The organism is Rathayibacter sp. AY1C9 (assembly GCF_002932315.1).
Lineage (GTDB): Bacteria > Actinomycetota > Actinomycetes > Actinomycetales > Microbacteriaceae > Rathayibacter.
This window is the reverse complement of the sequence record NZ_PSVZ01000003.1, coordinates 91,861-118,432: the sequence shown is the minus strand read 5'-3', so window position 1 is coordinate 118,432 and position 26,572 is coordinate 91,861. Positions and strand designations below refer to the sequence as shown.

Here is a 26,572-nt window from a genome sequence, read left to right as displayed (position 1 = left end):
CCCGGTCGCGTCTCCGCGTCAGTGCGCCTCGAAGTCGGCGGAGACCGAGGCGGTGACCTCGATGTCCTCCGGCTTGAGGGCCAGCGGCTCCTCAGGAGAGGAGAACGCCTTGGCGCGGCTCATCATCGCCGAGCCGCCCTCGATGCGCGTGTGCGGCCGCAGTCCCGGCTCGAAGAGGGTCAGCACCCGCACCTCGGTCAGGCCGAGGGCCGCCGCATAGGCCTCGGCCCGCTCGCGCGCGTCGCGCACGGCAGCGGTGCGGACCTCGCGCTCGATGCCCGCCCGTCGCGCCGCCGTCACGTCCCAGTCGATCCCCGAGATCTGGATCCCCGGCACCTCCGAGATCGAGCCGACCCAGCGCCCGAGAGCCGCGAAGTCCCGGTACTTCACCCGGACCCCGGCGGCCGCGACATGGAACAGCTGCGTGACGTCCGAGTCCTTGATGTACCGGCGGATCGAGGAGACCGAGATCTGATCGGAGGACCACCAGGTGGCGGCGCCGGACGCCTGCTCGGCGGCCGCCTCCTCACGGACCCGCGCGTGCAGGGCGGTGACCTCGGCGAGCGCCTGGGGCCGGGATCGCGACTCACGCCGGATCTCGAGGCGGACGGTGCCCCGCTCGGCGGGGTGGAAGTGCTGGGCGAGACCGGCGACGGTGATGGTGACCATGGCCCCATCGTGCCGTACGCACCCCGTCAGCTCCGAGCGGCGAGCATCTCCCGGATGCGGTCGGCGAGGGCCCGCTCCGTCGTCAGGTTGCTGACCAGCTGGGCTCGGTGCCCCCCGCAGGCGCCTGGGAGGGGATCTCCGGTGCTCGGGTCGACCCGGCCCAGCAGTGCCCGCTCCCCCTGGGCGATCGAGGCCTCGAGCAGGGCGAGCCGCCGCTCGAGCCGCTCGATCTCGAAGCTCTCGGGCGTGATGTCGGACTCGCGGAAGTGGCCGGCTGTGGAAGTGGGGACGCTCATCGATGATCCGTTCCGTCGGGGGCGCCCAGGAGCGGCGCCATCACCAGGAAGACACCGGAGAACGGCGATCATGACGCGAAGGCGCGAAATGCACTGAGACGTGGCGCGCCACCGGCGGTCAGGAGCGGAAGACGGCCAGGTTCTCGTTCTCCACGATGGCGAGGGTGCGGACGAGGCGGGTGTAGCGCTCGACGAGCTCGCCCTCCCCCGCGCCCTGCCCCAGCAGGGCCGAGATGCTCTCGGCGGGGAAGAGGGAGACGATCTCCATCGCGACGGCCCGAGCGTGCTCGGAGGAGAGAGTGCGCGCGTACTCCAGAGCGCGGGTCAGCTGCGGCCTCTCCTCCCCCTCCGGACTCGCCGACGGCGCCGTCGTGGCGGCATGGCCGAGGACCGCCACGAAGACGCGGGCGATCTCGTCGACCCGGAGTGCGCGGACCAGGGTCAGCAGACGCGAGGAGACGCGGGAGACGCCGCGCGCGAGGAGCTCTCCGCTGAGGGCGCGCACCTCGATCACGTCGCCGCCGCCGAACTCGCCGGAGACGCGCTTGATGCCCGAGGCGAACAGGCTCGAGCCGGCTCCGATGCTCCGCTCGGCCTCGAGGTTGATCTCGACGCGGCCGCGGCCGGTGGCCACTCCGGAGATCCAGCGCTGCTCCACGGGCGGATGCGCGTGCACGGCGCGGACGAGGGTGCCCGGGCCCGGCCCTCCCAGGGCGCCCAGGATGACCTCGGGGGTGCGCGCCCCGGCGATCCTGGTCGAGACGCCGTTGTGCGCGGCGAGCTCGGCGGCCCGCAGCTTGGAGCGGATGCCCCCTCGGCCGGTACCGCCCTTCTGCACGCCGATGCGGCGCAGCTCCGAGATGCCCAGCTCCTCGAGGTGCACGCCCTCGGCGATGCTGCCGGCGAAGACGCCGGGGACGTCGGTGAGCAGCAGCAGCAGGTCCGCGCCGAGGAGCATCGCCAATCCGCCGGCGACGCCGTCGTTGTCCGAGCCGGCGGAGTCGATCGTGTCGTTGCCGTTGACCACGGGCACGACTCCGGCGTCGAGGGCGTGGCGGATCGCCTCGGCGACGTGTGCCATCTGCCGGGGAGAGGCGAGGTCGGACTCGCCGATGAGGATCTGCGCGACCAGGGCGCCCGAGAGCTCGGCCACCGAGCGGTAGAAGCCCATCAGGACGGTCTGGCCCACCGCTGCCGCCAGGCGGGCGCTGATCGGCTCCTCCTGCGAGCGGGCGAAGAGCGCCCGGCCCGAGGAGACGGCGCCGGAGGAGACCAGCACGACGTCCCAGCCCAGCGCGCGGGCGGCGAAGGCGCTCTCGAGCGCGCTGGCCAGGAGAACGGGATCCGGACCCGACTGCTTGGTGACCGAGCTGGACCCCATCTTGACCACGAGGGTCCTTCTGCGCGGCGCGGCCGGGGCGGTGGCGTCGGAGTCGGCGGGGTCGAGCAGGGCGTCGGACATGGCTCCCATGGTAGAGGCGCGGCAGGAGGCCCTTCCTCGCCGAGACCCGGTGGAGAACGCCCCCGGACGGGGATGTCGGGGGCGGATGCGAGACTGCCCGGGACGTCTGTTACCTCCTCCTCAGTGCGCCTCGCCGGGCGGTCGCGGAAGGGTCCGAGCGGCTCGCCGGTGGATGTCGGTGGCGATTGACATACTCGAACACATGTTCGAACATGGGCAGATGAGCCCCCCTTCACCCCTCGTCTCCGCGGAGACGGCCGAGGCCGCAGAGCCCCTTCTGCGGCAGCTCGCGTCGGTGAAGGAGCTGCAGTCCCGCATCCGGGACATGCAGGCGACCACTCTCGAGACCAGGAGCCTCGCCACCCTGCCGGCCTTCTCCTCCGTGCTCCCGGGCGGCTCGCTCAAGCAGGGTGCCGCCTACTCGGTAGAGGGCTCGATGAGTCTGGCGATGGGGCTGCTCGCCGGCCCGTCCGCCGAGGGCTCGTGGTGCGGCGTGGTGGGCGTCCCGGAGTTCGGGGCCGAGGCCGCGGCCGGCATGGGGATCGACCTCGAGCGTCTGGTGCTCGTGCCCGCACCGGCCGAGCACTGGCTCACCGTCACCGCCGCTCTGGTCGATGTGCTGACCGTCGTGCTCACCCGTCCGCCCGCCTCCGTCTCCTCGGCCGACGTCTCGCGTCTGGGAGCACGACTGCGCCAGCGGGGTGCCGCGCTCGTGGTCCTCGGCGAGTGGCCCCAGGCCGAGGCGCGGCTCAGCATCCGCAGCAGCCGCTGGGAGGGGCTCGGCGACGGCCACGGCTACCTGCGCTCCCGGGAGGCGATGGTCGATGTGGTCGGCCGGGCCGGCACCCGGGTGCGCACGGTGCGGATGAGCATGCCCGGCGTCGAGAGCGCCTTCGGCTCCCGGGTCGAGCACGGCCGCCTGCACGAGCGGGCGGTCTGAGATGGCGAGCGCACCCGAGCTGCGGCGGACGATCCTCGTCTGGTGCCCCGACTGGCCCCTCCTCGCGGCCGCCGCCGACGCCGGCCTCGGCGACGAGCACCCCCTGGCTCTCACGGAGAAGAGCCTGGTCTTCGCCTCCTCCCCCGCTGCCCGGGCGGAGGGGGTCCGGCGGGGCATGCGCGTGCGCGAGGCGCAGTCCCGTTGCACGGGTCTCGCCGTCCTCCCGTACGACCCGGTGCTCGACCACCGGGCGTTCGAGCCGCTCATCCAGGCGCTCGAGGAGATCACCCCGGGCGTCCAGCTGATCCGGCCCGGTCTGTGCGCGATCCGCGCCCGCGGTCCGCGCCGCTACTACGGGAGCGAGCAGAGCGCGGCCGAGGCGATCCTGCAGCGCCTGGCCGAGCTGGGTCTCCCCGACGCCCGCATCGGGATCGCCGACGGGCTCTTCGCCTCCGAGCTCGCCGCGAAGCACTCCGGCCGCCCCGTCGCCGTCGTGCCCCCAGGAGCAGCGGCAGGCTTCCTCGCTCCTCTCCCGCTCGACGCCCTCGAGACCGAGTCCGTCGCAGCCCCTGCCCGTGTTCCCCGCCGGGGGGACGACCTGGTGGCGCTCCTGCGCAGACTCGGCGTCCGCACCCTCGGCGCCTTCGCCGCCCTCCCTCGCGAGGACGTCGCCGCCCGGTTCGGACCGGAGGGCGCCCACGCGCACCTCCTCGCCGCCGGTGCGGAGTCGGAGACGGTGGTGCCCCGGCTCCCGCCGGGGCGTCTCGACCGGGCGATGGAGTTCGAGCCCCCTCTGGACCGCATCGACCAGGCCGCCTTCGCCTTCCGCGTCCCCGCGGAGGAGTTCGTCGCCGGGCTCACCCGCGCACAGCTGGTCGCGACCGCCATCCGCATCGAGGTCGTCAGCGAGCGCGGTGAGGTCTCCTCCCGGAGCTGGCTGCACCCGAGATGGTTCACCCCGGGCGACGTGCTCGACCGGGTCCGCTGGCAGCTGCAGGGCAGCGGGGAGATCGACACCGGTCTCGGAGCGCCGATCTCGCGGCTGTGCGTCGAGCCCGAGGCGGTCGACGCGATCGGCAACCACGAGCAGGGTCTCTGGGGCACCGCTCCGGAGGAGCGCGTCCACCACGGGCTGAGCCGCGTGCAGAGCATGCTCGGGCACGAGGCCGTGATGACCGCGTCGATCGGAGGGGGTCGATCCCTCCGCGACCGCCAGCACCTGATCCCCTGGGGCGACCGGGAGCCGGGCGACGCACGGCCGAGGACCCTGCCCTGGCCCGGCTCCCTGCCGCCGCCCCTCCCGCCGACGGTCTTCGCGGAGCCCGCGGCCGTGCTCGTCCGCGGACCGAGGGGCGAACCCGTCGCGGTCGACGAGCGCGGCGCCCTCAGCTCCGTGCCCGCCTACTTCACCCCCGGGACCTCTCAGGCACGCCTGGAGCCCCTCGCCGGATGGGCGGGTCCCTGGCCGATCGACGAGCGCTGGTGGGATCCGAGCACCGCCGTCCGCTACGACCGCTTCCAGGTGGTCGACGCCGCCGGTGTCGCCTGGCTGCTGCTCTGCCTCGACGGGGTCTGGGCAGCCGAGGCCCGCTACGACTGAACCGGAGCATCCCTCCACCACCGCGAACGAGCATCGAAGGAGCCCCGATGGGCTGGAACAACCCGCCGATCCCCTGGTCGGAGTTCGAGCGCCGCCTCTCCAGCGGCAAGCGCGCCGACGGCACCGTCGTCCGGGGCGACGGCGGCGACAGTCCGGCCTGGTCGCACAAGCGCCCCGCCTACGTGGCAGGGGACGACGTCCGGCCGCCGGCTCATCCGGTGCCCTACGCCGAGCTGCACGCCCACTCCCACTTCAGCTTCCTCGACGGGGCGAGCAAGCCGGAGCAGCTGGTCGAGGAGGCGGTCCGGCTCGGCATCGACACTCTCGCGCTCACCGACCACGACGGCCTCTACGGCATCGTGAGGATGGCCGAGGCCGCGCAGGGGCACGCCGTCCGCACGGCCTTCGGAGCCGAGCTCTCGATCGGGCTCACCTCGCCTCAGAACGGGGTCGCCGATCCGGAGGGGACCCACCTGCTCGTCCTCGCGCGCCGCGAGGAGGGCTACCACCGCCTCGCCCGTGCGATCACCACCGCCCAGCTCGCCGGAGCCGAGAAGGGCAAGCCGAGCTACGACCTCGAGGAGCTCGCGCGCGCCGCCGACGGCCACTGGATCGTGCTGACGGGCTGCCGCAAGGGAGCGGTCCGTCAAGCGCTCGCCGCCGCAGGAGTGGCCGCGGCCGAGCAGGAGGTCCGCGAGCTCGTCCGGCTCTTCGGTCCCGCCAACGTCCTCGTGGAGCTGTACGACCACGGGGATCCCCTCGCCTCGCGCGCCAACGACCAGCTGGCGGCGATCGCCGAGAAGCTCCGGCTGCGGACGGTCGCCACCGGGAACGTGCACTACGCCCGGCCGGAGGAGCGCCCCCTCCAGACGGCCCTCGCCGCGGTCAGAGCACGCCGGAGCCTCGACGAGATGGACGGCTGGCTCCCCGCCGCGGGCGGCGCCCACCTGCGCTCCGGAGCCGAGATGGCCGAGCGCTTCGGCCGCTACCCCGGCTCCGTGGAGAACACGGTGCGCGTCGCCGACGAGATCGCCTTCGAGCTCGGCCGAGTCCGGCCCCGGCTGCCGCGCCAGGAGGTCCCCGAGGGGCACACCTCGATGAGCTGGCTGCGCGCGCTCGTGCGCGAGGCCGTGCCGGCCAAGTACCCCCGCACCGACGCCGACGTCCTCGCGCGCCTCGAGAAGGAGCTCGCGGTGATCGAGCAGAAGGACTTCCCGGGCTACTTCCTGATCGTCCACGACATCGTCCACTACTCCAAGCGGAACGGCATCCTCTGCCAGGGACGCGGCTCGGCCGCCAACTCGGCGGTCTGCTACGTCCTGGGCATCACGGCGGTCGACTCGATCTTCTACGACCTGCCGTTCGAGCGGTTCCTCTCCAGCATCCGCGACGAGGAGCCCGACATCGACGTCGACTTCGACTCGGAGCGGCGCGAGGAGGTGATCCAGTACGTCTACCGGAAGTACGGACGTCTGAACGCGGCCCAGGTCGCCAACGTCATCACCTACCGGCCCAAGTTCGCCGTGCGCGACATGGCCAAGGCCCTCGGATACAGCGCCGGGCAGCAGGACGGCTGGTCGAAGCAGGTCGAGCGGTGGGGGTCCGTCACCGAGAGCACCGACCACGACATCCCCGAGGACGTGGTCGCCCTGACCACCCGGGTGCTGGGCACGCCCCGGCACCTGGGCATCCACTCCGGCGGCATGGTGCTGACCGACCGGCCCGTGGGCGAGGTCTGCCCGATCGAGCCCGCCCGGATGGAGGACCGCACCGTCCTGCAGTGGGACAAGGACGACTGCGCCTGGATGGGCCTGGTCAAGTTCGACCTCCTCGGGCTCGGGATGCTCGCCGCCCTGCAGTACACGTTCGACCTCGTCGCCGAGCACGTCGGCGAGAAGTGGGACCTCTCCACCCTCCCCCGGGAGGAGAAGGGCGTCTACGACCAACTCTGCCGCGCCGATTCGATCGGGGTGTTCCAGGTCGAGAGCCGGGCGCAGATGGGCACCCTCCCCCGGCTGCAGCCGCGCCGCTTCTACGATCTGGTGATCGAGGTAGCGCTCATCCGCCCCGGCCCCATCCAGGGCGGTGCGGTCCACCCCTACATCCGCCGCAAGCTCGGCGAGGAGCCGGTGACGTACCAGCACCCCCTCCTCGTGACGCCGCTCAAGCGCACCCTCGGCGTGCCGCTCTTCCAGGAGCAGCTCATGCAGGTGGCCGTGGCCGTCGGCGACTGCAACGCGGAGGACGCCGACCTGCTGCGCCGGGCGATGGGGTCCAAGCGCGGGACCGAGAAGATCGAGACCCTCCGCGAGCGGCTCTACCAGGGGATGGCCCGTAACGGCATCACGGGCGAGGTCGCGGACGACATCTACCTCCGGATCCAGGCCTTCGCGAACTTCGGCTTCGCCGAGAGCCATGCGATCAGCTTCGCCCTGCTGGTCTACGCGAGCGCCTGGCTCCGCCTGCACTACCCCGCCGCGTTCACCGCCGCGCTGCTGAGGGCGCAGCCCATGGGCTTCTACGCCCCGCACACCCTGGTCGCCGATGCCCGGCGTCACGGAGTGGAGGTCGTCTCGCCCGACGTCAACCGCTCGCTGGCGCCTCCCGGGCTCGAGGCGAAGGAGGACACCCCCGCACGCCGGAGGGGCGGTGCCGCCTACGGGAGCGACGACTGCCTCCGCGCCGATCAGCCGCCCACGGGGCTGTTCGACCGCACCGAGCACTTCCACACGGACGACCACAGGCGCGACAGCGGCTTCGTGATCAGGCTCGGGCTGGCCGGGGTGAAGGGCATCGGCACCTCGCTCGCCGAGCACATCGTCGCCGAGCGCGAGCGCGGCGGACCCTACGCGAGCATGGCCGACCTCTCGCGTCGGGTCGGCACGACCGCGGCTCAGCTGGAGGCCCTCGGTGCCGCGGGCGCCTTCGACACGCTCGGTCTGCAGCGCCGGCAGGCACTCTGGGAGGCCGGCACCGCCGCAGGTGACCGCGAGGAGTTCCTCGCCGGCTCCACGGTCGTCGTGCAGCCCCCGCTCCTGCCGATGCTCTCCCCTCAGGAGCGCGTGGTCTTCGACTTCTGGGCCACCGGCATCTCGCCCGACGACCATCCGCTGCGCCACCTCCGCGAGGGACTCGCTCGCCGCGGCGCCCGCTCCTCGGCCGATCTCCCCGCCATCCCCTCGGGGACCCGGATCGAGGTCGGCGGGGTCGTGATCCACCGCCAACGTCCCTCCACAGCCGGTGGAGTGACCTTCCTCAACCTCGAGGACGAGCACGGGATCCTCAACGTGATCTGCTCCGTCGGAGTATGGAACCGCTACCGCCGCGTGGCCCGCGAGGCACCCGCCCTGCTGGTCAGGGGGATCCTCGAGCGCTCCGACGAGGGGGTGACGAACCTCCTCGCCGACAGGTTCGAGACCCTCACGGTCGGCGCTCGCACCACCTCCCGCAACTTTCGATGACCCCTCAGCGGCACCGCCCGCTCGCCCCACGAGAAAGCGACACCATGACCACTCTCGACCACGCCGCTCCCGCTCCGCACCTCGATGCGCCGCTCCTGAACGACCGCGAGCTGCGCGAGCGCGTCTCCTCGCTGATCGGACCGGCCTACCGCCGGGCGCTGTGGCCGATCTTCCTCGACCGCGACGGCGTGCAGCTGCCGATCCTCTACCCGGTGGACGGACTCCCCGTGCACCCCGACGAGGAGAAGACCGAGCGGATCGTCGCCACCCTCGCCAAGGCCGTGGCGCACCAGGACGTGGGCTCGCTCGCCTTCGCCCTGGAACGTCCCGGGCGCGCCTTCCTCGGCGAGACCGATCGGGTCCTCGCCCGTCACCTGGCGGCGGCGTGCCACAAGCGGGCCATCCCCCTCCGCGCGCTCCTGCTCGTCCACGACGAGGGAGTGCGGGTCGTGACCGCGACGGAGTACGCCGCGGTCACGCTCTGAGCGCTCGGGCCCGAGGCGGCCGTTCAGGACAGCGGCGGCCGGCCACCTGAACAGCCGGCCGCCACTGACCTCAGGCGCTCAGGCGCTCAGGCGCTCAGCGTCACCAGCAGCGAGGAGGCGCCGAGATCCACCTCGGTGTCCCCGGGCTGCACCGCGTACTCCCCGACGCCGAGCAGCGTCTCCGCCACCTCCGGCAGGGCGATGCGGGCGGCGGACTCGCCGACGTTGATCGCCACGGTCACCCGACCGCGGCCGAGAGTCAGCCAGCGGGCATCCTCGTCGAACTCCACGCGGAGCGACCCGAAGCGCGGGTCCGTCAGCTCGGGGTAGCGGCGGCGGATCGCCGCCAGCTCGCGGTACACCTCGAGGGTGCGGGCGTGACGCCCCTCCCCGACCTCGGACCAGTCGAGCCGCGAGCGCAGGAACGTCTCCGGGTCCTGCGGGTCGGGCACGACCTCCGGATCCCAGCCCATCTTCGCGAACTCCTCGATGCGGCCCTTCGCCGTCGCCTCGCCCAGATCCTTCTCCGGGTGCGAGGTGAAGAACTGCCACGGGGTCGACGCCGCCCACTCCTCGCCCATGAACAGCATGGGAGTGAAAGGGCCCAGCAGCGTCAGAGCAGCGGCGATCGCGAGACGGCCCTCGTCGAGGGACGCCGTCAGACGGTCGCCGACAGCCCGGTTGCCGATCTGGTCGTGGTTCTGGCTGCAGACCACCAGGCGCCAGGTCGGCATGTGCTCGGTGTCCACCGGACGGCCGTGCTGACGGCCGCGGAACGTCGAGAGGGTGCCGTCGTGGAAGAAGCCCCGGGTCAGCACCTTCGCGAGGGCGCCGAGCGGCGCGAAGTCCTCGTAGTAGCCCGTGGTCTCCCCGGTCAGCGCGACGTGGACCGCGTGGTGGAAGTCGTCGCTCCACTGCGCGTCGAGCCCGTAGCCGTGCGCCTCCCGCGGAGTGATCAGCGTCGGGTCGTTGAGGTCGGACTCGGCGATCAGCGTCAGAGGGCGCCCGACGTGGGCCGACAGCACGGCCACCTCGCTCGCCATCTCCTCGAGCACGTGCACGGCCCGCTCGTCCGAGAGGGCGTGCACCGCGTCCAGGCGCAGGGCGTCGACGCGGTAGTCGCGCAGCCACATCAGAGCGTTGTCGATGATGTACCCGCGGACGGTGTCCGAACCCTCGCCGTCCAGGTTGATCGAGCTGCCCCAGGTGTTGGCCTTCTCGTTCTTGAGGTAGGGGCCGAACTCCGGCAGGTAGTTGCCGCTCGGGCCGAGGTGGTTGTAGACGACGTCCTGGACCACGCCGAGGCCGGCGCGGTGGGCGGCGTCCACGAAGCGCTGGTACGCCTCGGGTCCGCCGTACGGCTCGTGCACGGCGTACCAGAGGACGCCGTCGTAGCCCCAGTTGTGCGTTCCGTTCACCGCGTTGACCGGCAGCAGCTCGACGAAGTCCACGCCGATCGAGCGCAGGTGCTCGAAGCGCTCCGCCGCCGCGTCCAGGGTGCCCTCGGGTGTGAACGTGCCGAGGTGCAGCTCGTAGATGACGGCGCCGGCGAGCTCGCGCCCGGTCCAGGCGAAGTCGCCCCACTCGTGCGCCGAGGGGTCGAACGTGCGCGAGAGCTCGTGCACGCCCTTCGGCTGGCGGCGCGAGCGGGGGTCCGGCAGCGGACCACTGCCGTCCACCCGGTACCCGTAGTCGACCTCGCCGGTGGCCGGGGCCGACGCGGGCGCCCGCCACCATCCGTCGTCTCCGTGGCGGGTCATCGTCAGCGACGAGTCGTCGCCGAGAAGGAGCTCGACCGTCGAGGCCTCGGGGGCCCAGACGTCGAACCGCTCGGGACCGGTCGTCGGGAGTGCGTAGCGGTAGGGAGTCGTGCTGATCACTGCTGTCTCCAGGAGGGGTCGTATCGGTCTGCGGTGCGGTGGCGGAACCGGTCAGGAGACCGGGGCGAGCAGTGCCACGGGGTAGTCGGCGAGGATCTCGGCGACCGGAGTCACTCCTCCCGCGAAGGTGCGGCCGGTGAGGACGTCCTCCATCGGGTGCCCGGGCAGGACCACGACCGTGCCGTTCCACCCGCCCGAAGCGGCGAGGCCCTCGGGGAGCCGGGTCGCGACGGTCAGCGCGCCGCCGCGGTCGAAGGCGATCGCGTGCTCGGCGGCGGGCCCGATCGCGGGGACGGCGGCGTAGCGGGTGAACAGCTCGGGGCGGTCGCGGCGGAGCCGGAGGGCGCGCGAGGTGACGAGGAGCTTCGCGGCTCCCTCGGCGTCGATCGCGGGCTTCCAGCCGCCGTCGATCCGCTCCAGCAGCGCCCGACGCTGCCCGAAGTCGACCTCGCGGCGGTTGTCCGGGTCGACGAGGGAGGTCTCCCAGAGCTCGCTGCCCTGGTAGACGTCCGGGATGCCCGGGGCGGTGATCTGCACGAGCTTCGCGGCGAGGCCGTTCGACCAGCCGGCGGCCGACACCCGCTCGACGGTCTGCTCGACCAGCCGGCGGACGGCGAGCTCGTCGAACGCCGCGTCGATCGCCGCGTGCATCCGCTTCTCGAACTGCTCGTCAGGAGCGGTCCAGTGCGTCGAGTCGTCGGCCTCGCGCGACGCCTTCTCGGCGTAGGCGTGCAGGCGCTCGCGGCTCGCGGGCCAGGTCCCCACGACGGCCTCCCAGAGCAGGTGCTCGATCGGGCCGTCGCCGAAGCCGACGAGGGCGTGGAGCTCGCGGAGCGTCGCCGCCCACGCCTCCGGGTCCTCGGCCAGTGCGGTGATGCGGGCACGGGTGTCCTCGCCGCGCTTCGTGTCGTGGGTCGAGAGCGTGGTGAGCGAGGCGGGGAACGAGGCCTGGCGCACGGCCTGGCGGCGGTGGAACTCGACCAGGTCGATCGCGAACTCGTCCGGGTCCGCTCCGACCTCGTTCAGCGAGGTGAGGCGGCTGAAGCGGTAGAACGCCGTGTCCTCGACGCCCTTCGCCATCACCATGCCGGAGGTCTGCTGGAAGCGCACGGACACCGGCGTGCCGGTCTCGCCGAGCGCCGCGGCGACCTCGTCGATGGTCGCGCGGATCTCGGGACGGCGGCGCACGGCGTCGACGCGGGCGTGCTCGAGGTGCTCCGCTCCGTAGGGGAGGTAGCTGCGGTAGACCGGGTAGGTCGCCAGGAGCTCCGCCAGCGCGTCGTCCGCTCCCTCGATGCCGGGGATCAGGCGGGCCAGCCGCAGGACCTCGGAGCGGAGGATGCCGTCGGCGATGCCGCGCTTGGTGTCGTGGATGAGGTCGGCCCACTGCAGCGGGGCGCCCTTCCCCGTGAGCTCGGCGTCGAGGCCCTCCAGCACGGGGCGGGCGTCGGGGTCGACCAGGATGCGGTCGACGTCGGCCAGGGCGTCGTAGCCCGTGGTGCCGACGGTCGCCCAGTGCGGCGGGAGCTCCTCGTCGCCCTCGAGGATCTTCTCGACCCAGACCGGGGCGCCGCCGATCGCGCGGGCCAGGTCGTCGAGGTATCCGCCCGGGTCGGCCAGGCCGTCCGGGTGGTCGACGCGCAGGCCGTCTGCGAGCCCCTCGGTGAACCAGCGGACGATCTCGGCGTGCGAGGCGTCGAACACCTCGGGCCGCTCGACCGTGATGGCGGCGAGGGTGTTCACCGCGAAGAAGCGGCGGTAGTTCAGCTCGGCGTCGGCGCGGCGCCAGTTCACGAGCTCGTAGCTCTGGCGCGCGTGCACCGTGCGGCCGGAGTCGCCGGGCTCGGCGGTGCCGGGCGCGATCGGCAGGCGGTTCTCGTAGTAGTGCAGCTCGTCGCCGACGACCTCGAGCGCGTCGAGTTCGCTGTCGCTGTCGCCCTCGCTCGCACCGTCGCCGAGGATCGGCACGCGCAGCTTCCCGCCCCCCGCCTCCCAGTCGATGTCGAAGGCGGTGGCGTAGCGGGAGGACTTCCCGTTCCTCAGCAGGTCCCACCACCACGAGTTCTCGCTCGGGGTCGCGACGCCCATGTGGTTGGGGACGATGTCGATGAGGACGCCGAGGCCCTCCGCCCGCGCCGCGGCCGAGGCGTTCGCCAGGCCGGCCGCGCCACCGCGGTCGGGATCGACCTCGGTGTGGTCCACCACGTCGTAGCCGTGGTCCGAGCCGGGCTCGGCCTTCAGCAGCGGCGAGAAGTACAGCCAGTCCGCTCCGAGCGCGCGCACGTAGTCGGCGACGCGGGCGGCGTCGTCGAGGTCGAACGCCGACCGGATCTGGAGGCGGTAGGTGGAGGCGGGCAGACGCACGTCAGGCTCCTGTCGAGGGTGCGGTCGCGGAGTCGGTCGACTCGGCGTGGGGGCTGGTGGGTCCCGTCGAGGAGACGATCGGGATGGCCGAGGTGGCCGCCAGGGACGCGAGCGAGGCGGCGACCGAGTGGTCGACCTCGGGCTCGGGGGTGCTGTGCTCCTGGAGGATGACGAGCGACTTCGCCTGGACGGTGAGCATCGCCCCCGCCGGACGCGGGATCGAGTCCGCCTCGGCGCCGGCGGTGTCGACGAGGACGCTCCACTCGAGCGCGTACTCGTCGCTCGGGATCGCGAACTCGACGTCGACGTCGTCGGCGTTGAAGTACAGGAGGAAGCTGACGTCGGTGACGGGGCGCCCGCGCTGGTCGCGCTCGCGGATCCCGTTGCCGTTGAGGTAGATGCCCACCGATCGGCCGAGACCGGAGTCCCAGTCGGACGGGGACATCTCGGTGCCGGCGGCGGTGAACCAGACGATGTCGGGCAGGGGCTCGCCGTCGCCGCGCAGCACGGGGCGGCCGTCGAAGAAGCGCATGCGGCGGAAGGTCGGGTGCTCGGCGCGCAGGCGGATGAGCGCCGCGGTGAACTCGAGCAGCGGCCGGTCGGCGTGCGCCCAGTCGATCCAGGTCAGCTCGCTGTCCTGGGCGTAGGTGTTGTTGTTGCCGTTCTGGGTCCGGCCCAGCTCGTCGCCGTGGAGGATCATCGGGACGCCCTGGGAGATCAGCATCGTCGCGAGGAAGTTCCGCTGCTGGCGCGCCCGGAGCGCGAGCACCCGCGAGTCGTCCGTGGGCCCCTCCACGCCGTGGTTCCAGGAGCGGTTGTGCGACTCGCCGTCGTTGCCGTCCTCGCCGTTGGCGTCGTTGTGCTTCTCGTTGTACGAGACCAGGTCCCGGAGGGTGAAGCCGTCGTGCGCCGTGACGAAGTTGATCGAGGCGACCGGGTAGCGGCCCGAGTGCGCGTAGAGGTCGGCCGAGCCGGTGAGGCGCGAGGCGAACTCCCCCAGCGTCGACGGCTCGCCGCGCCAGAAGTCGCGGACCGTGTCGCGGTACTTGCCGTTCCACTCCGTCCACTGGGGCGGGAAGTTTCCCACCTGGTAGCCGCCGGGCCCGACGTCCCACGGCTCGGCGATCAGCTTCACCTGCGAGACCACCGGGTCCTGCTGGACGAGCTCGAAGAAGGTGGAGAGCCGGTCGACGTCGTAGAACTCGCGTGCCAGCGCCGAGGCGAGGTCGAAGCGGAAGCCGTCGACGCGCATCTCCGTCACCCAGTAGCGCAGCGAGTCCATGATCAGCTGGAGCGAGTGCGGGTGTCGCACGTTCAGGGTGTTCCCGGTGCCGGTGTAGTCCATGTAGTAGCGCTTGTCGTCGTCGACGAGGCGGTAGTACGCCTCGTTGTCGATGCCGCGGAACGACAGGGTGGGGCCGAGGTGGTTGCCCTCCGCCGTGTGGTTGTAGACCACGTCGAGGATGACCTCGATGCCGGCAGCGTGGAGCGCCTTCACCATGCTCTTGAACTCCTGGACCTGCTGGCCCTGGTCGCCCGTGGAGGAGTAGGTGTTCTGCGGAGCGAAGAAGCCGATCGTGTTGTAGCCCCAGTAGTTCGAGAGGCCCTTGTCCATCAGCGTCGAATCGTTCACGAACTGGTGCACGGGCATGAGCTCGATCGCCGAGACGCCCAGGTGCTTGAGGTGGTCGATCACCGCGGGGTGGGCGACTCCGGCGTAGGTGCCGCGGAGCTCCTCCGGCACGTCGGGGTGCGTCTTGGTGAGCCCCTTCACGTGCGCCTCGTAGATCACGGTGCTGTCGTAGGAGGTGCGCGGGCGGCGGTCACCGGCCCAGTCGAAGAAGGGGTTGATGACGACGCCCATCATCATGTGCGGCGCCGAGTCCTCGTCGTTCGTCGAGTCCGGGTCGCCGAAGGTGTACGAGAAGAGGGACTGGTCCCAGTCGATCTCCCCCGAGATCGCCTTCGCGTAGGGGTCCAGCAGCAGCTTGTTCGGGTTGCAGCGGTGGCCGGCATCGGGGTCGTACGGTCCGTGGATGCGGAAGCCGTAGCGCTGGCCCGGCTGGACCTGCGGGAGGTAGCAGTGCCAGACGTAGGCGTCCGACTCCTGGATCTCGACGCGCGTCTCGGTGCCGTCCTCCTCGAAGAGGCACAGCTCGACGCGCTCGGCGATCTCGCTGAACAGGGCGAAGTTCGTGCCGCTTCCGTCGAACGTCGCGCCCAACGGGTAGGCGGTTCCGGGCCAGGTCTCCACGAGACTCCTCAGGGGATTGTTCTCGGGCAGTCCGGGAGACGCCGATGTGCGGTCTGCGGATGCCCGACGTCGGGGGTGATGGTCCGTCACTTCCGCGACGGACCGACTGCTCAGCTTAGCGAGCGTGTCTCGAGCATTCCCCTGACGGTCAGCGCTCATCGCGCGGTCCTCCTCCGGTGGTCACGACCGGCGGCCGGAACCGCCGTCCGGTTCGTCCTGCGGGCGCGTAAGCGGGCAGGTCGTTCCGGTGGGTCACGCTCGAACAGTACGGTCGCGCCCGGTCCGCCGGGGAGGGCTGGCGCCGCGCCGGGTGCATCGGCTAGAACGCGGCGGGGGGACTGTCCGGTGCACGCGGAGGGGACGGCCGGGCTGGGCAGGAGCAGCGATCGGCCCCGTCGTCGGGGCCACGGCGCCACGCACCGGGGCGCCGCACCGCGATCAGTGCGAGCCGAGCCTGCGCCGCAGGAGGTCGATCCGCGCCTGCAGCTGGGTCACGCTCGCCTGCGCCACCGCGGGTCCGCCGCAGAGCCGGCGCAGCTCGGTGTGCACCTGGCCGTGCGACTCGCCCGTCCCCCGCGCCCACAGACCGACCAGGGAGTTGAGCAGGCTGCGCTGCTCCTTGAGCGTGCGGTAGAGCGGCGCCGGGATCTCGCTCGCCGGCTCGGCCGGGGCCGCCGCCCCCGCGCGGCTGCCGGCGCGCTTGGCCTGCCGCTGCTGCCGGTGCTGGAGCAGCTCCCGCACCTGGTCGGGCTCGAGGAGCCCCGGCAGGCCGATGAAGTCGAGCTCCTCCTCGCTCTCGACCTCGACCTCCATCCCGAACTCGGCGCCCTCGTAGACGACGCGGTCGAAGGTGGCGGCCGAGCCGATCGACTCGAAGCGGCCCTCCTCCAGGAGATCGGAGGACGCCTTGTCGCTGCGCTCGGCGTCGGCCATCAGGTCGGCCTCGGGGTACTCCTCGTCGTCGGAGGTCCTGCGGTCGAGGGCGTGATCGCGCTGCAGCTCCATCGAGCCCGCCAGCGCGAGCAGGCCGGGCACGTTCGGGAGGAACACCGAGGCGGTCTCGCCGCGGCGCCGCGCGCGCACGAAGCGGCCGATCGCCTGGGCGAAGAACAGCGGAGTCGACGCCGATGTCGCGTAGACGCCGACGGCGAGCCTCGGCACGTCGACGCCCTCGGAGACCATGCGGACCGCGACCATCCAGCGACTGGTGTCCTTCGCGAACTCCTCGATCCGGTCGCTCGCCTCCTTCTCGTCGGAGAGCACGACGGTGACGGTCTCGCCGCTGATCTCGCGGAGCATCGCGGCGTAGGCGCGCGCGGTGTAGTGGTCGGTCGCGATGACCAGGCCGCCGGCGTCGGGCACGGCGCGCCGCACCTCGGTGAGGCGGGTGTTGGCGGCGCGGAGGACCGAGGGGATCCAGTCGCCCTTCGGGTCCAGCGCGGTCCGCCAGGCCTGCGAGGTGATGTCCTTGGTGTTGCCCTCGCCGAGCCGCGCCTCCATCTCGTCGCCGGCCTTCGACTTCCAGCGCATCTGCCCGGCGTAGACCATGAACAGCACCGGCCGGACGACGCCGTCCGCGAGCGCGCGGCCGTAGCCGTAGGCGTAGTCGGTGAGCGAGGTGCGGATGCCCTCCTCGTCCGGCAGGTAGCTGACGAACGGGATCGCCGCCGTGTCCGAGCGGAACGGCGTCCCGGTCAGCGAGAGCCGGCGGACCGCGGGCTCGAAGGCCTCGCGCACCGCGTCGCCCCAGCTGAGGGCGTCGCCGGCGTGGTGCACCTCGTCGAGGATGACGAGGGTGCGCCCGGACAGGGTGAGCTCGCGGTGGAGCTCGGCGCGGACGGCGACCTGCGCGTAGGTGACGGCGACGCCGTGGTAGTGGCGGGCGTGGCGGCCCATGCGGTTGGTGAAGGTCGGGTCCAGGCGGATGCCGACGCGGTGCGCGGCCTCGGCCCACTGGCGCTTGAGGTGCTCCGTCGGCGCGACCACGGTGATCCGGTCGACCGTGCGGTTGTGCAGCAGCTCGGCGGCCAGCCGCAGCGCGAAGGTGGTCTTGCCCGCGCCCGGGGTCGCGGCGGCCAGGAAGTCGCGCGGCTCGTGCTGGAAGTAGGCCTCGAGCGCCTCCGCCTGCCAGGCGCGGAGCTTGTTCGCGGTACCCCACGGCGCCCTGCCCGGGAACGACGGGGACAGGTGCTCAGCGGCGGAGGTGCCGACCTGATGACCGAAGCTCGAGGGACTGTTCACGTGGACCGAATCTAGCCGACGCCTCCGACAGCGGCTCGGTCTCCGCGGCCCGCCGGGAGGCGCACGGCGTGTCGCGCCGTGCCACCGGCGGCCGGGTGCGGAGCATGATGGAGGGATGGTCGAGCAGCGTCATCCGTGGTCCCGCTACGTCGCCCTGGGCGACTCCTTCACCGAGGGGATCGGCGATCCCGAGCCCGGCAGCCCCGGCGGGCACCGCGGCTGGGCGGACCGCGTGGCGGAGGTCCTGGGCAGCCAGAACGAGGACTTCGCCTACGCCAACCTGGCGGTCCGCGGCCGCCTCCTGCAGCAGATCGTCGACGAGCAGGTCGAGCCCGCCCTGGAGCTGCGCCCCGACCTCATCACCATCTCCGCGGGCGGGAACGACGTCATCCGCCCGGGGACCGACCCCGACGACATCGCGTCCCGCTTCGAGTCGGGCCTCGCCCGGCTCCGCTCCGACGGGGCGACCGTCGTCCTCTTCACCGGAGTGGATGTGGGCTTCTCCCCCGTGTTCGGGCGGATCCGCGGGAAGGTCGCGATCTACAACGAGAACCTGCGGGCGCTGGCCAAGCGGTACGACTGCATCGTCGCCGACCAGTGGTCCCTCCAGGAGATCCAGGACGTGCGGATGTGGGCGCCGGACCGCCTGCACCTCAACCCGCACGGCCACCACGAGGTCGCGCGCATGGTCCTCGAGTCGCTGAACGTCGAGAACGACCTGCGCCCCCTCGCCCCGGAGCCGCTGCACGCCCGCACGTGGCGTGCCGCCCGCACGGAGGACATCCAGTGGGCGCGGGAGTACCTCGTGCCCTGGGTGCTGCGCCGAGTCCGCCACCAGTCCTCCGGCGACTTCATCACCGCCAAGCGGCCCTCCGCCGAGCGCTGGAGCATCGATCCCGCGGCCTCGGAGCCGGGCTCGGTCGTGCCGGGCAACGCGACGCCGGAGGAGGTCGCCGAGGACATCGCGACCGCCGGCGTGCGGATCATCGGCGATAGGGCCGCGGATCCCCTGGCCTGATCCGCTCCCGGGAGGCGGCGGCTCGCCCCGCGCTCAGCCGAACAGCTCGGCCGGGTGGCCGAGGCGCCAGGCGAAGCCCGGGTCCTCGATCGACCCGTCGGCGACGAGGGGAAGCTCGTACGGGGTGCCGTTGACGTCGACGGTCGCGGTCCCCACGCGCTCGCCGTCGGCGACGGTCTCGAGCGGATCGAGGGCGACCGTGGTCGTCGTCGAGACCGCGCCCCACACCAGCACGGACCGCGCCTCCGCGGTCTCGGCCGTCGCCGTCTCCCCCCAGGCGCTCGTGAGGGTGCCGTAGTCCTGGCCCTCGACGGTCAGCGGGACGGTCCGGAAGCCCGCCTCGACGGTCGGGACGAGGGTCAGCACGTCCGCGGCGAGCTGCGGGTGCGTGCGCGCGCCCACCACCACGCCGACCAGGGTGACCGGCCGGCCCTCGACGGTCGAGTCGAGCGAGAACAGCAGGCACGAGCCCGCCTCGTCGGTCGTCCCCGTCTTGATCCCGTCCACTCCCGAGCGGCCGAGGAGCGAGTTGGTGTTGTCGACCTCGCCGACCCCCGGGATGACCGCGGTCGGCATCGCGACGATCGGAGCGAGCACCGGGTCCGCGATCAGCAGCTCGCCCAGGCGCACCATCTCGGCCGTCGTGCTGACCGTCGCCGGCGAGAGCCCGCTGGTGTCGGCGAGGGAGGTCCGCTCGAGCCCCTGCCCGTCGAGCCAGCCGCGCGCCGCGGCGAGGAAGGCGTCCTCCGAGCCGTACGCCCAGATCGCGAGCGACTTCGCGTAGTTGTTCGCGGACGGGAGCATCATGGCGGTCAGCGCCTCCCGCTCGGTCAGCTGCAGACCCGCGGTGACCGGAGCGTTCGAGCCGTTCTCGGCCAGGGTGTCGTTGTAGTACTGCACGTCCGCGCTCGTGAAGGTGATGGTCTCCCCGTCCGTCCCCGCCGCGATCGGCTTCGCCGCGAGGACGACGAGAGCGGTGACGACCTTGGCGATGCTCCCCGTCGGCACGGTTCCGGTGGAGCCGTAGCGGGCGAGCAGCCCGTCCTCCTCCGTCCCGTCGATGCCCACGGCCGCCACGGCGCCGGAGCCGTAGGCAGGCCAGGCCGGAGCGGGCGCGTCGACGGTGCTCGAGACGGGGTCCACCGCGACGGCGCTCGCCGTCGGCAGCTCCGCGGTCGCCGCGTTGGTCGCGTAGGCACCGCCTCCGCCGACCAGCACGGTCGCGGCGACGAGACCGGCGACGACCGCCCCGCGCCGTCGACGCGGTCGCGGCTCCGGCGCGGCGGGCTCCCCGAACAGGTCGAGGGCGTCGTCGGATCGGGTCGGGGAGGTCACCCCGTCATCGTACGGGCGGGCCTCTCACCCGTCCCGGACGCCGCCCCGTCGTCGGACGCGGCGGGTGACGCGCGGCACCGACCCCGATCCAGCGTCGGGAGCGTCAGCAGCAGGTCACCGCGGGGCCGCCGAGCGCCGGAGCCGGGCGGTCAGCGCCCGCGGGTCAGCGCCCACAGTGCGACGGCGCTCGCCGAGGCCACGTTGAGCGAGTCGACGCCGTGCAGCATCGGGATGGTGACGACGGTGTCCGAGGCGTCCAGCGCCGCGCGGCTGAGCCCGTCCCCCTCGGCGCCCAGGACGATCGCGACGCGCTCGGGGCGAGCCGCCGCGTACTCGTCGAGCGGCACCGCGTCCGGAGCGAGCGCCAGCGCGGCGACCGAGAAGCCGGCCTCCTCCAGAGCGCGGCGAGCCGGTGCCCACTCGGGGGTGCGCGTCCACGGCACCTGCAGGACCGTTCCCATGCTCACCCGGACGCTGCGCCGGTACAGGGGGTCCGCGCACCGCGGCGTCACGAGGATCGCGTCCGCGCCCATGCCGGCCGCGGCGCGGAAGACGGCGCCGACGTTGGTGTGGTCGACCAGGTCCTCCAGGATCACGACGAGGCGCGCGCCCTCCAGCAGCTCGGCCATCGGCCGCACCGGCGGACGGTGCATCGAGGCGAGCGCTCCGCGGTGGAGGTGGAACCCGGTCAGCTCCTCGATCAGCGGATCCGGCGCCACGAAGACCGGCACCTCGGGATGACGCTCGAGCACCCCGGCCGCGTCCGGCAGCCGCTTCTCCTGCACCAGGACCGAGCGGGGACGGTGCCCGGCGTCGAGCGCCCGCTCGATCACCTTGGCGGACTCGGCGATGTACAGACCGCCCTCCGGCTCCAGCACCCGCCGCAGCGCCACGTCGGTGAGGCGGTGGTAGTCGGCGAGGAGCGGGTGGTCGAGGTCGGTGATGTGCACGATCGGCATCCCGGCAATCTAGGGCACGGCGCGGACTAAACTCGTCCAGGGGCCGCTCGAACGGCCCTCGAAGGAGGCGCGGATGGAGTCGAGTCCGACACCTGTCGCCGAGGGCCCCGAGGCGCTCGCGGTCGAGCAGGCCATCGAACTCCTCAGCGGGCGCCGCATCGCCGCCGTCACCGGCGCGGGCATGAGCACCGACTCGGGCATCCCCGACTACCGCGGAGCCGGGGCACCGGTGCGCAGCCCGATGACCTACTCCCAGTTCGTCGCCGATCCCGACTACCGCCGCCGGTACTGGGCCGGCAGCCAGCTCGGCTGGCGCCGCTTCACCAGCACGCTCCCCAACGACGGCCACCGGGCCCTGGCCCGGCTCGAGGAGCGCGGCCTGCTCACGGGCGTCGTCACCCAGAACGTCGACGGCCTGCACGTCCGGGCCGGCTCGCGCCGCGTCGTGGATCTGCACGGCTCGGCGGACCGCGTGCGCTGCATGACCTGCGGCCAGTACTTCGCGCGCGACGCGGTGGCCGAGCGGATCGAGGCGCTCAACCCCTGGCTCGACGACCCCGACGTCTCCTCCCTCAACCCCGACGGCGACGCCGAGGTCCACGACGTCTCGGCGATGACCGTCCCCGAGTGCACGGTCTGCGGCGGGATCCTGAAGCCGGACATCGTCTTCTTCGGCGAGTTCATCCCGACCGAGCGGTTCGAGGAGGCGCGCGCCATCGTCGCGGGCGCCGACGCCCTGCTCGTCGCCGGCTCGTCGCTCGTGGTCAACTCCGGCATCCGCTTCCTCGAGATCGCCCGGCGCGCCCGGATGCCGATCGTGATCGTCAACCGCGGCACCACCAAGGGCGACTCGCGGGCAAGCATCAAGATCGACGGAGGCACCAGCGAGGTGCTCCGCGAGCTCGCCGAGCGCCTGCCCGCGCGCCGCACCGCCGCCCTCTGAGCTCCCGCCCGCTCCGCACCCGACCTCCCGAGAGGCCCCTGTGACCCAGCTCACCCTCGTCCGCCACGGCCAGACCGACTGGAACGCCGCCCGGCGCATCCAGGGCAGGAGCGACATCCCGCTCAACGCGACCGGGCGCGCCCAGGCGCGGGCGGCGGCGCGGCTGCTCGCCGACCGGCGCTTCGACGCCGTGGTCGCCAGTCCGCTGCAGCGCGCCTTCGACACCGGAGCGATCATCGCGCGCGGTCTCGGCCTCGACGAGCCGCTGGCGGCGCCGGGCCTGGCCGAGCGCGCCTACGGCGAGGCGGAGGGGATGACCGGTCCCGAGCTCGCCGAGCGCTTCCCCGGAGGCATCGAGCGCGCGCCGATCCCCGGCTGCGAGACCCGCGCCGAGGTCGTCGAGCGGGCGACCGCCGCGCTGCTCGAGGTGGCCGAGCGCTTCCCCGACGCGTCCGTCGTCGTCGCCACGCACGGTGCGGTCATCGGCAGCCTGATCCGCGCGCTCAGCAGCGAGGACCTCCCCGCGCACGGCGTCTCGGTCGGCAACGGCTCCCGGCACGACTTCGCGATCGTCGACGGGGCTCTGCGCATCGTCGGCGTCGACGACTCCGGCGACGTGGTCGTGGCGGACGTCGACCTCGACGACGTGCTCAGCCCGGCCCCGGGAGCCTGACGGCCCCGCCTCCCGGCGGCGGTCCGATCGCCGGCCCCGCGTCAGCGCCGGCCGAGATCCTGCAGGAGCCCGAAGAGCACCCGGGCGGAGTCGCGCCAGGAGAAGGCCGCGGCCCGCTCCGTCGCCCGGGCCGAGTGCGTCCGCCACACGGCGCCGTCCTCGAGCGACCGCACGCCGTCCGCGATGCCCTTCGCGCTCGACGGGTCGACGTACACGGCGGCGTCCTGGGCGATCTCGCGGAAGATCGGGATGTCGCTCACCACGACCGGCGTCCCGAGCGCCATCGCCTCGACCAGCGGGATCCCGAAGCCCTCGTCCCTGCTCGCCGTCACGAGAGCGGTCGCCCGCGCGAGCACCGCACGGTACTCCGCGTCCGGCGCCCCCTGGTGGAACACCAGCTTCGCGGTCGGCGCCAGGGCCCGGAGCGTCTCGACGGTCTCGTCGCTCGCCCGGCTCATCAGGTGCAGCTCGTAGTCGGGCAGCAGCCGCATCGCGCGCGCGAGCGTCTCGACGTTCTTGTAGGGCATGAACGAGCCCATGTAGACGAGCGAGCGCGCGGCCGACCGGTCGGGCAGCGATCCCGCCAGAGCGGCGCTCGCCTCGTCGGGCTCGGTCGCCGCGTTCGGGACGACGACCACCGGCCGGGTGGTGAGGCGGTGGGAGCGGATCAGGTCGCGGGTCGTCTCCGAGACGGTGACGACCGCGTCGGCGCGCTGGAGGAGCCTCCGCTGCGGCCACCAGGCGAGGTGGTAGAGCCGCCAGAGCGCGCGCACGGGAGCGGCCAGGTCGCGCGGCGGGGTGCGGTGGCGGTAGTAGATGAGGTCGTGCACGGTCAGGACGAGCCGGTAGCGGCGGCCGAGCGAGCCCATGGTCTGCATCGGCGAGAAGACCACGTCGGGCCGCAGCCGGTTCACCAGCAGCGCGACGAACGGCTCGAACGGGCTGGTCGGCCCGGTCACGCGCTCCCACGGGAGCGACGGGAGCATCGCGAGCTGGCGGCGGTCGCTGATCAGCATGGTCACGTCGTGCAGCTTCGCGAGCTCGCGGACGAGCTCCGCGGTGTAGCGGCTGATCCCGTCGTGCCGCTCGAGCCGGGTGTACCGGCAGTCGACGACGATCCTCATCGGTCGATCCCCTCCTCGAGGGCCGTCCGCAGCACGGCGGCGGCCTCGTCCGGCGTCTCGTAGTGGATCAGGTGGCCGACTCCGTCGATGACGTGCAGGCGGGCGTGCGGCAGCCTCTCGAGCAGGCGGTACTGCGCCGGGAGCGGAGTGATGTCGTCCTGCGCCGCGGCGATCAGCTGCGTCGGCACGCCGATCCGGGAGGCGTACTCGCCGACGTCGTGCGAGACGGAGGCGCGGAACGCCTCGAGGACCGTGTCGCGGGAGGCGAAGGCGCTGAAGTAGCGGTCGTGCTGGTCGTGCACGAAGCGTCGCAGCGCCGGCTCCTTCGTCTTCACCATCGCCAGGCTCATCACCCGCACGATCAGCGGGTCGCTGAGCAGGCGGCGTCCGAGGGGCCCCGGCAGGAGCGCGCCGAGCCGGTAGTAGAGGACGGCGAGCCTGGTCAGGACGCCGCGCGGACCCTGCAGGGCGGGCGCGCCGATCGGGTTGACCAGCACCAGGAGCGGAGCGGGCAGCCCGTCGGCGACGGCCGCGGCCGCGACGATCGAGCCGAAGGAGTGGCCGAGGACGGCCGCCTCGCCGCGGAGCCCCAGCGTGTCGAGGAAGGAGCCGAGCCAGGAGGCGTAGCCGTCCACGTCGTGCGGCAGGCGCGTCATCGGGGTCGAGGCGCCGAAGCCGGGCAGGTCGGGAGCGACGACCCGCACGTCCGCTCCCCCGGCGAGCAGACGGGCGACGACGGGCTCGAGGCCGTGGTGCTCGCCGCGGAACCCGTGCACCAGCACGAGGACGGTCGAGGCGTCCGGAGCGCCGTAGGTCCAGTAGGCGGTGCGGGATCCGGCGACGTCCACCGCGGCCTCGCGGACGGGGACACGGCCGAGATCGGAGGCGTAGGGGGAGGGAGTGGTCATCGCGTTCCTTATCGTAGGGAAAGCCCGTCGAAGATCTGGCCGCAACGCCTTGCGTGGCCTCGATCCGAGCCGGGAGCATGATCACGCGCTCGCAACACGGCGCACCGCCCACCCGTCTCGCGAGACGGTCATCCGCTCAGGCAGCAGCAGAAGGAGCACCGTGAGCTTCACGTCGCCGATCCAACTCCCCGGACTCGCCCTCGACCCCCAGTGGTACCGCCGGGCGGTGTTCTACGAGGTGATGATCCGGTCGTACTACGACTCCAACGGCGACGGCGCCGGCGACATCAACGGGCTCGCCTCCAAGCTCGACTACCTGCAGTGGCTCGGGATCGACGCCCTCTGGCTCCCGCCGTTCTACATGTCGCCTCTGCGCGACGGCGGCTACGACGTCTCCGACTTCAAGGCGATCCTCCCCGAGTTCGGCACGATGGAGGACTTCCGCGACCTCGTCCGGAAGGCCCACGAGCGCAACATGCGCATCGTGATGGACTTCCCGCTCAACCACACCAGCGACCAGCACGAATGGTTCCAGCAGTCCCGGTCCGACCCCGACGGCCCCTACGGCGACTTCTACGTCTGGAACGACACCGACGACAAGTGGCCGGACATCCGCATCATCTTCGTCGACACCGAGGACTCGAACTGGGCCTTCGACGCCGAGCGCCGCCAGTTCTACTTCCACCGCTTCTTCTCCCACCAGCCGGACCTCAACTTCGAGAACCCCGCCGTGCACGAGGCGATCCACGACGTGGTCAAGTTCTGGCTCGACCTCGGCGTCGACGGCATCCGGCTCGACGCGATCCCCTACCTCTACGAGTCCGACGAGGGCAACGGAGAGGGCGAGCCGCCCACCCACGAGTTCATCAAGAACCTCCGCACCATGGTCGACCGCGACTACCCCGGCCGCATCCTGATCGCCGAGGCGAACCAGTGGCCGCGGGAGGTCGCCGCGTTCTTCGGCACGGAGGAGGAGCCCGAGTGCCACATGGCGTTCGACTTCCCGGTCATGCCGCGCATCTTCTACTCCCTCCGCGCGCAGACGGCGAACGAGCTGAAGAAGGTGCTCTCCGAGACGTTCGACATCCCCAGCGGCGCCGCCTGGGGCGTGTTCCTCCGCAACCACGACGAGCTCACGCTCGAGATGGTGTCCGAGGAGTACCGCCAGGCCATGTACGGCTGGTACGCCTACGACCCGCGGATGCGCTCCAACATCGGCATCCGCCGCAGGCTCGCGCCGCTGCTGGACAACTCGCGCGCCGAGCTCGAGCTGATCAACGCCCTGCTCTTCTCCCTCGCCGGCAGCCCGTTCCTGTACTACGGCGACGAGATCGGCATGGGCGACAACATCTGGCTCAACGACCGCGACGCGTCGCGCACGCCGATGCAGTGGACGCCCGACCGCAACGCCGGCTTCTCGGCCGCCGACCCCGGCAAGCTCGTGCAGCCGATCGTCCAGTCGCTCGTCTACCACTACAACCAGGTCAACGTGGAGGCGCAGCTGGCGCAGTCCCGCTCCCTGCTGCACTGGATGCGGAACGTCCTGCACGTGCGCCGCGGCCACCCGGCGTTCGGCCTCGGGTCGATGCGCGTCCTCGAGACGGACCACGAGTCGGTGCTCGCTTTCGTGCGGGACTACGCCGGCTCGGGCTCCGAGATGGGCGACCAGCCCGAGGAGGTGCTCTGCGTCTTCAGCTTCAACCACAACCCGGTCTCGGTCACGATCACCGACCCGGAGAATCCCGGATCGACGCTGAGCGACCTGTTCGGCGGCGGCCGCTTCCCCGGATTCTCGGACGACGGCACGCTGACGATGACGCTCGGCACGCAGGGCTTCTTCTGGCTCCACGTCGCCAAGGCGCACGAGGCCCGCTGACCCGGCAGCACGCCGAGGGGCCTCCGGCCGATGTCAGAGGCCCCCTTTAGGCTGTCGGCGTGAGCACCACCGGAACGACCGAGA

Annotated in this window: 19 protein-coding genes; 8 read left to right on the top strand and 11 right to left on the bottom strand. The window is 72.4% G+C overall.

What is annotated here, in order from left to right:
• Window positions 1-18: 18 nt before the first annotated feature.
• From C5D09_RS03950 to proB, 3 genes are all read right to left on the bottom strand, one after another.
• Window positions 19-669 carry an SIMPL domain-containing protein gene (locus C5D09_RS03950; RefSeq protein ID WP_104222004.1) on the bottom strand — a complete coding sequence of 217 codons (651 nt, stop codon included), beginning with the start codon at window positions 667-669 and terminating at the stop codon, window positions 19-21.
• Window positions 670-695: 26 nt separating this feature from the next.
• The gene (locus C5D09_RS03945; protein WP_104222002.1) at window positions 696-965 is read right to left on the bottom strand and encodes a hypothetical protein; all 270 of its coding nucleotides are present in this window, start codon (window positions 963-965) and stop codon (window positions 696-698) included.
• A gap of 118 nt (window positions 966-1,083) precedes the next feature.
• Window positions 1,084-2,427: a glutamate 5-kinase gene (gene proB, locus C5D09_RS03940; RefSeq protein WP_181065651.1), complete on the bottom strand. Its 1,344-nt coding sequence runs from the start codon at window positions 2,425-2,427 to the stop codon at window positions 1,084-1,086.
• 220 nt (window positions 2,428-2,647) lie between these two features.
• On the opposite strand from proB, the gene C5D09_RS03935 reads away from it, so the two are divergent.
• Genes C5D09_RS03935 through C5D09_RS03920 form a run of 4 tightly spaced genes read left to right on the top strand, consistent with a single transcriptional unit; the run spans window position 2,648 to window position 8,913 of the window.
• Complete coding sequence (locus C5D09_RS03935) at window positions 2,648-3,367, top strand: hypothetical protein (protein WP_104225270.1); 720 nt, start codon at window positions 2,648-2,650, stop codon at window positions 3,365-3,367.
• Window position 3,368: 1 nt separating this feature from the next.
• Window positions 3,369-4,967 carry a DNA polymerase Y family protein gene (locus C5D09_RS03930; protein WP_104268651.1) on the top strand — a complete coding sequence of 533 codons (1,599 nt, stop codon included), beginning with the start codon at window positions 3,369-3,371 and terminating at the stop codon, window positions 4,965-4,967.
• 47 nt (window positions 4,968-5,014) lie between these two features.
• Window positions 5,015-8,428, top strand: a complete 3,414-nt coding sequence (locus C5D09_RS03925; protein WP_104268650.1) for an error-prone DNA polymerase — start codon at window positions 5,015-5,017, stop codon at window positions 8,426-8,428.
• Window positions 8,429-8,472: 44 nt separating this feature from the next.
• Window positions 8,473-8,913 (top strand): hypothetical protein, encoded by a 441-nt coding sequence (locus tag C5D09_RS03920; protein WP_104221992.1) that lies wholly within the window; start codon window positions 8,473-8,475, stop codon window positions 8,911-8,913.
• 86 nt (window positions 8,914-8,999) lie between these two features.
• Here C5D09_RS03920 and treZ read toward each other — a convergent pair whose 3' ends face one another.
• The 4 genes from treZ to C5D09_RS03900 all read right to left on the bottom strand — a co-directional run bounded on the left by treZ (window position 9,000) and on the right by C5D09_RS03900 (window position 17,652).
• Window positions 9,000-10,793 carry a malto-oligosyltrehalose trehalohydrolase gene (treZ, locus tag C5D09_RS03915; protein ID WP_258066904.1) on the bottom strand — a complete coding sequence of 598 codons (1,794 nt, stop codon included), beginning with the start codon at window positions 10,791-10,793 and terminating at the stop codon, window positions 9,000-9,002.
• 51 nt (window positions 10,794-10,844) lie between these two features.
• Window positions 10,845-13,157 carry a malto-oligosyltrehalose synthase gene (gene treY, locus C5D09_RS03910; RefSeq protein ID WP_104268649.1) on the bottom strand — a complete coding sequence of 771 codons (2,313 nt, stop codon included), beginning with the start codon at window positions 13,155-13,157 and terminating at the stop codon, window positions 10,845-10,847.
• A 1-nt stretch (window position 13,158) separates the two neighbouring features.
• Window positions 13,159-15,411 (bottom strand): glycogen debranching protein GlgX, encoded by a 2,253-nt coding sequence (glgX, locus tag C5D09_RS03905; protein ID WP_104268648.1) that lies wholly within the window; start codon window positions 15,409-15,411, stop codon window positions 13,159-13,161.
• A gap of 438 nt (window positions 15,412-15,849) precedes the next feature.
• On the bottom strand, window positions 15,850-17,652 hold the full coding sequence (locus C5D09_RS03900) for a DEAD/DEAH box helicase (protein ID WP_104237466.1): 1,803 nt from the start codon (window positions 17,650-17,652) through the stop codon (window positions 15,850-15,852).
• A 115-nt stretch (window positions 17,653-17,767) separates the two neighbouring features.
• Here C5D09_RS03900 and C5D09_RS03895 point away from each other — a divergent pair, with 115 nt between their 5' ends.
• Complete coding sequence (locus C5D09_RS03895; RefSeq protein ID WP_104246814.1) at window positions 17,768-18,670, top strand: SGNH/GDSL hydrolase family protein; 903 nt, start codon at window positions 17,768-17,770, stop codon at window positions 18,668-18,670.
• A gap of 33 nt (window positions 18,671-18,703) precedes the next feature.
• Here the strand turns inward: C5D09_RS03895 and C5D09_RS03890 are convergent, their stop codons facing one another.
• Window positions 18,704-20,005: a D-alanyl-D-alanine carboxypeptidase family protein gene (locus C5D09_RS03890; RefSeq protein ID WP_104268647.1), complete on the bottom strand. Its 1,302-nt coding sequence runs from the start codon at window positions 20,003-20,005 to the stop codon at window positions 18,704-18,706.
• A 149-nt stretch (window positions 20,006-20,154) separates the two neighbouring features.
• A complete protein-coding gene (locus C5D09_RS03885) occupies window positions 20,155-20,964 on the bottom strand; it encodes an RNA methyltransferase (protein ID WP_104268646.1) in 810 nt (269 codons plus the stop codon).
• 73 nt (window positions 20,965-21,037) lie between these two features.
• Here C5D09_RS03885 and C5D09_RS03880 point away from each other — a divergent pair, with 73 nt between their 5' ends.
• A complete protein-coding gene (locus C5D09_RS03880) occupies window positions 21,038-21,907 on the top strand; it encodes a Sir2 family NAD-dependent protein deacetylase (RefSeq protein WP_104268645.1) in 870 nt (289 codons plus the stop codon).
• A 40-nt stretch (window positions 21,908-21,947) separates the two neighbouring features.
• Complete coding sequence (locus tag C5D09_RS03875) at window positions 21,948-22,580, top strand: histidine phosphatase family protein (protein ID WP_104260686.1); 633 nt, start codon at window positions 21,948-21,950, stop codon at window positions 22,578-22,580.
• Window positions 22,581-22,621: 41 nt separating this feature from the next.
• On the opposite strand, the gene C5D09_RS03870 is transcribed toward C5D09_RS03875, so the two are convergent.
• Together C5D09_RS03870 and C5D09_RS03865 are read right to left on the bottom strand one after the other, a co-directional pair.
• On the bottom strand, window positions 22,622-23,704 hold the full coding sequence (locus tag C5D09_RS03870; RefSeq protein WP_104260685.1) for a glycosyltransferase family 1 protein: 1,083 nt from the start codon (window positions 23,702-23,704) through the stop codon (window positions 22,622-22,624).
• On the bottom strand, window positions 23,701-24,612 hold the full coding sequence (locus C5D09_RS03865) for an alpha/beta fold hydrolase (protein ID WP_104267330.1): 912 nt from the start codon (window positions 24,610-24,612) through the stop codon (window positions 23,701-23,703). The genes C5D09_RS03870 and C5D09_RS03865 overlap by 4 nt, the downstream gene beginning before the upstream one ends.
• Window positions 24,613-24,772: 160 nt before the next feature.
• On the opposite strand from C5D09_RS03865, the gene treS reads away from it, so the two are divergent.
• Window positions 24,773-26,488: a maltose alpha-D-glucosyltransferase gene (gene treS, locus C5D09_RS03860; RefSeq protein WP_104268644.1), complete on the top strand. Its 1,716-nt coding sequence runs from the start codon at window positions 24,773-24,775 to the stop codon at window positions 26,486-26,488.
• Window positions 26,489-26,572: the final 84 nt, after the last annotated feature.

Excerpts from the sequence above, each read along its gene's own strand:
- proB (WP_181065651.1), bottom strand. The coding sequence starts at position 2,427 with ATGTCCGACGCCCTGCTCGACCCCGCCGACTCCGACGCCACCGCCCCG.
- C5D09_RS03865 (WP_104267330.1), bottom strand. The coding sequence starts at position 24,612 with ATGACCACTCCCTCCCCCTACGCCTCCGATCTCGGCCGTGTCCCCGTC.
- C5D09_RS03880 (WP_104268645.1), top strand. The coding sequence starts at position 21,038 with ATGGAGTCGAGTCCGACACCTGTCGCCGAGGGCCCCGAGGCGCTCGCG.
- C5D09_RS03945 (WP_104222002.1), bottom strand. The coding sequence starts at position 965 with ATGAGCGTCCCCACTTCCACAGCCGGCCACTTCCGCGAGTCCGACATC.
- C5D09_RS03950 (WP_104222004.1), bottom strand. The coding sequence starts at position 669 with ATGGTCACCATCACCGTCGCCGGTCTCGCCCAGCACTTCCACCCCGCC.
- C5D09_RS03920 (WP_104221992.1), top strand. The coding sequence starts at position 8,473 with ATGACCACTCTCGACCACGCCGCTCCCGCTCCGCACCTCGATGCGCCG.
- C5D09_RS03930 (WP_104268651.1), top strand. The coding sequence starts at position 3,369 with ATGGCGAGCGCACCCGAGCTGCGGCGGACGATCCTCGTCTGGTGCCCC.
- C5D09_RS03885 (WP_104268646.1), bottom strand. The coding sequence starts at position 20,964 with ATGCCGATCGTGCACATCACCGACCTCGACCACCCGCTCCTCGCCGAC.
- C5D09_RS03895 (WP_104246814.1), top strand. The coding sequence starts at position 17,768 with ATGGTCGAGCAGCGTCATCCGTGGTCCCGCTACGTCGCCCTGGGCGAC.
- C5D09_RS03935 (WP_104225270.1), top strand. The coding sequence starts at position 2,648 with ATGAGCCCCCCTTCACCCCTCGTCTCCGCGGAGACGGCCGAGGCCGCA.
- C5D09_RS03870 (WP_104260685.1), bottom strand. The coding sequence starts at position 23,704 with ATGAGGATCGTCGTCGACTGCCGGTACACCCGGCTCGAGCGGCACGAC.
- C5D09_RS03925 (WP_104268650.1), top strand. The coding sequence starts at position 5,015 with ATGGGCTGGAACAACCCGCCGATCCCCTGGTCGGAGTTCGAGCGCCGC.